We start from the raw sequence: 3,234 nt of genomic DNA on the forward strand, positions 1-3,234 counted from the left end.
GCCTTGGCAGTAAGAGGCGATGAAGGACGTGATACTCTGCGATAAGCCATGGGGAGCTGAGAATAAGCTTTGATCCATGGATCTCCGAATGGGGCAACCCACCTGAATGTTTGTTGTTGTTACCCTTGGGTAGTCAACAACGGGCATAACCAGGTATCTTTTACCTGAATACATAGGGTTTAAGAAGCGAACCCGGGGAACTGAAACATCTAAGTACCCGGAGGAAAGGAAATCAACAGATACTCCCCTAGTAGTGGCGAGCGAACGGGGACCAGCCGAGCCGTGAGAATGACCAGAATGTGTTGGAAAGCACAGCCATAGTGGGTGACAGCCCCGTATGGGAAGTTTGATCGGACGCATTAAGTAGGGCGGGACACGTGAAATCCTGTCTGAAGATCGGGGGACCACCCTCGAAGGCTAAGTACTCCTTACTGACCGATAGCGAACCAGTACCGTGAGGGAAAGGTGAAAAGCACCCCGACGAGGGGAGTGAAACAGTTTCTGAAACCGGACGCCTACAAGCAGTCGGAGCCCCCTTGCGGGGTGACGGCGTACCTTTTGTATAATGGGTCAACGACTTGGTCTATCTAGCAAGCTTAAGCCGGTAGGTGTAGGCGCAGCGAAAGCGAGTCTTAAATGGGCGACTTAGTTAGATGGATCAGACCCGAAACCGAGTGATCTAGGCATGAGCAGGATGAAGGTTGGGTAACACCAACTGGAGGTCCGAACCCACACCTGTTGAAAAAGGTCGGGATGACTTGTGCCTAGGGGTGAAAGGCCAATCAAACTCGGAGATAGCTGGTTCTCCGCGAAAGCTATTTAGGTAGCGCCTCGGACGTATCCTCTCGGGGGTAGAGCACTGCATGGATGATGGGGGCCCACAGCCTTACTGAGTCTAAGCAAACTCCGAATACCGAGAAGGACTATCCGGGAGACACACGGCGGGTGCTAACGTCCGTCGTGGAGAGGGAAACAACCCTGACCAACAGCTAAGGCCCCCAATTCGTGGCTAAGTGGGAAAGCATGTGAGACTTCCAAAACAACCAGGAGGTTGGCTTAGAAGCAGCCATCCTTTAAAGATAGCGTAACAGCTCACTGGTCTAATCAAGAGGTCTTGCGGCGAAGATGTAACGGGGCTCAAGCCACGAGCCGAAGCTTTGGATGTGCAGCAATGCACGTGGTAGCGGAGCGTTCTGTGATATAGAACGCTGCCTCCTTAGTATCCTCGGATACATTGGAGGCATTGTTCTGACTGTGAAGCCGGGCTGTAAGGCATCCGGTGGAGTGATCAGAAGTGAGAATGTTGACATGAGTAGCGACAAACAGGGTGAGAGACCCTGTCGCCGAAAGTCCAAGGGTTCCTGCTTAAAGCTAATCTGAGCAGGGTAAGCCGGCCCCTAAGGCGAGGCCGAAAGGCGTAGTCGATGGGAACCAGGTTAATATTCCTGGGCCAGGAGATGGTGACGGATTGCGACGGTTGTTCTTCCTTATCGGATTGGAAGGGCCGCTTAGCAGTTCCTGGAAATAGCCCTCCACAAGACCGTACCCTAAACCGACACAGGTGGACTGGTAGAGAATACCAAGGCGCTTGAGAGAACCACATTTAAGGAACTCGGCAAAATACCTCCGTAAGTTCGCGAGAAGGAGGCCCCGTTGGCAGGCAACTGTTGGCGGGGGGCACAAACCAGGGGGTGGCGACTGTTTACTAAAAACACAGGGCTCTGCGAAGCCGTAAGGCGACGTATAGGGTCTGACGCCTGCCCGGTGCCGGAAGGTTAAAAGGAGATGTGCAAGCATTGAATTGAAGCCCCGGTAAACGGCGGCCGTAACTATAACGGTCCTAAGGTAGCGAAATTCCTTGTCGGGTAAGTTCCGACCTGCACGAATGGCGTAACGACTTCCCCGCTGTCTCAAATGTGGACTCAGCGAAATTGAATTGTCTGTGAAGATGCAGACTTCCCGCGGTTAGACGGAAAGACCCCATGCACCTTTACTATAGCTTCGCACTGGCATCAGGATTGTGATGTGCAGGATAGGCGGTAGGCATTGAAATCGGGACGCCAGTTCCGATGGAGCCATCCTTGAGATACCGCCCTTCGCACTCTTGATGTCTAACCGCGGCCCGTTATCCGGGTCCGGGACCCTGCGTGGTGGGTAGTTTGACTGGGGCGGTCGCCTCCCAAAGAGTAACGGAGGCGCGCGAAGGTTGGCTCAGAGCGGTCGGAAATCGCTCGTTGAGTGCAATGGCAGAAGCCAGCCTGACTGCAAGACTGACAAGTCGAGCAGAGACGAAAGTCGGCCATAGTGATCCGGTGGTCCCGAGTGGAAGGGCCATCGCTCAACGGATAAAAGGTACGCTGGGGATAACAGGCTGATGATGCCCAAGAGTCCATATCGACGGCATCGTTTGGCACCTCGATGTCGGCTCATCTCATCCTGGGGCTGGAGCAGGTCCCAAGGGTACGGCTGTTCGCCGTTTAAAGAGGTACGTGAGCTGGGTTTAGAACGTCGTGAGACAGTTCGGTCCCTATCTGCCGTGGGTGTAGGATACTTGAGAGGAGTTGCCCCTAGTACGAGAGGACCGGGGTGAACGTTCCACTGGTGGACCAGTTGTCGTGCCAACGGCAGTGCTGGGTAGCTATGAACGGACAGGATAAACGCTGAAGGCATCTAAGCGTGAAGCCCCCCTCAAAACAAGGTATCCCTTGAGAGCCGTGGAAGACCACCACGTCGATAGGCCGGAGATGTAAGTGCAGCAATGCATTCAGTTGACCGGTACTAATGGCTCGATTGGCTTGATTTGATCCGGAAGAAGACAGACCAGTACATTCAGTCATGAATGGAAAACCCTTCCTCCAATGCATCCTTGGACAACAATCCCCACAGGGGAAACGCCGATGTCGCTTCTTTTCCGGTCTGGTGGCCAAAGCACGAGCAAAACACCCGATCCCATCCCGAACTCGGCCGTTAAGTGCCGTCGCGCCAATGGTACTGCGTCATAAGACGTGGGAGAGTAGGTCACCGCCAGACCTGAAAAGAAGCGACAATCCCTCTAAACGATCAAAAGCCCAGCAAAATAAAAGCAGGGCAATATGGCGCGGGATAGAGCAGCCCGGTAGCTCGTCAGGCTCATAACCTGAAGGTCGCAGGTTCAAATCCTGCTCCCGCAACCAACGAAACCGACTTGGATCCAACCCTCGCCAAAAGCGGGGGCTTTGTCATGTCCGGACCATG

At 54.0% G+C, this 3,234-nt stretch carries 1 tRNA gene and 2 rRNA genes (1 of these 3 running past the window's edge); all 3 read left to right on the plus strand.

Annotated elements, in window-relative coordinates:
* Window positions 1-2,803 (plus strand): 23S ribosomal RNA (locus FN835_RS20800); it begins 30 nt to the left of the window's first position.
* Between the two features lie 112 nt (window positions 2,804-2,915).
* Window positions 2,916-3,030 (plus strand): 5S ribosomal RNA (gene rrf, locus FN835_RS20805).
* A gap of 66 nt (window positions 3,031-3,096) precedes the next feature.
* Window positions 3,097-3,173: transfer RNA gene (locus tag FN835_RS20810), tRNA-Met, on the plus strand.
* The last annotated feature ends 61 nt before the right edge of the window (window positions 3,174-3,234 follow it).

The organism is Paracoccus laeviglucosivorans, assembly GCF_900182695.1.
GTDB classification, from domain to species: domain Bacteria; phylum Pseudomonadota; class Alphaproteobacteria; order Rhodobacterales; family Rhodobacteraceae; genus Paracoccus; species Paracoccus laeviglucosivorans.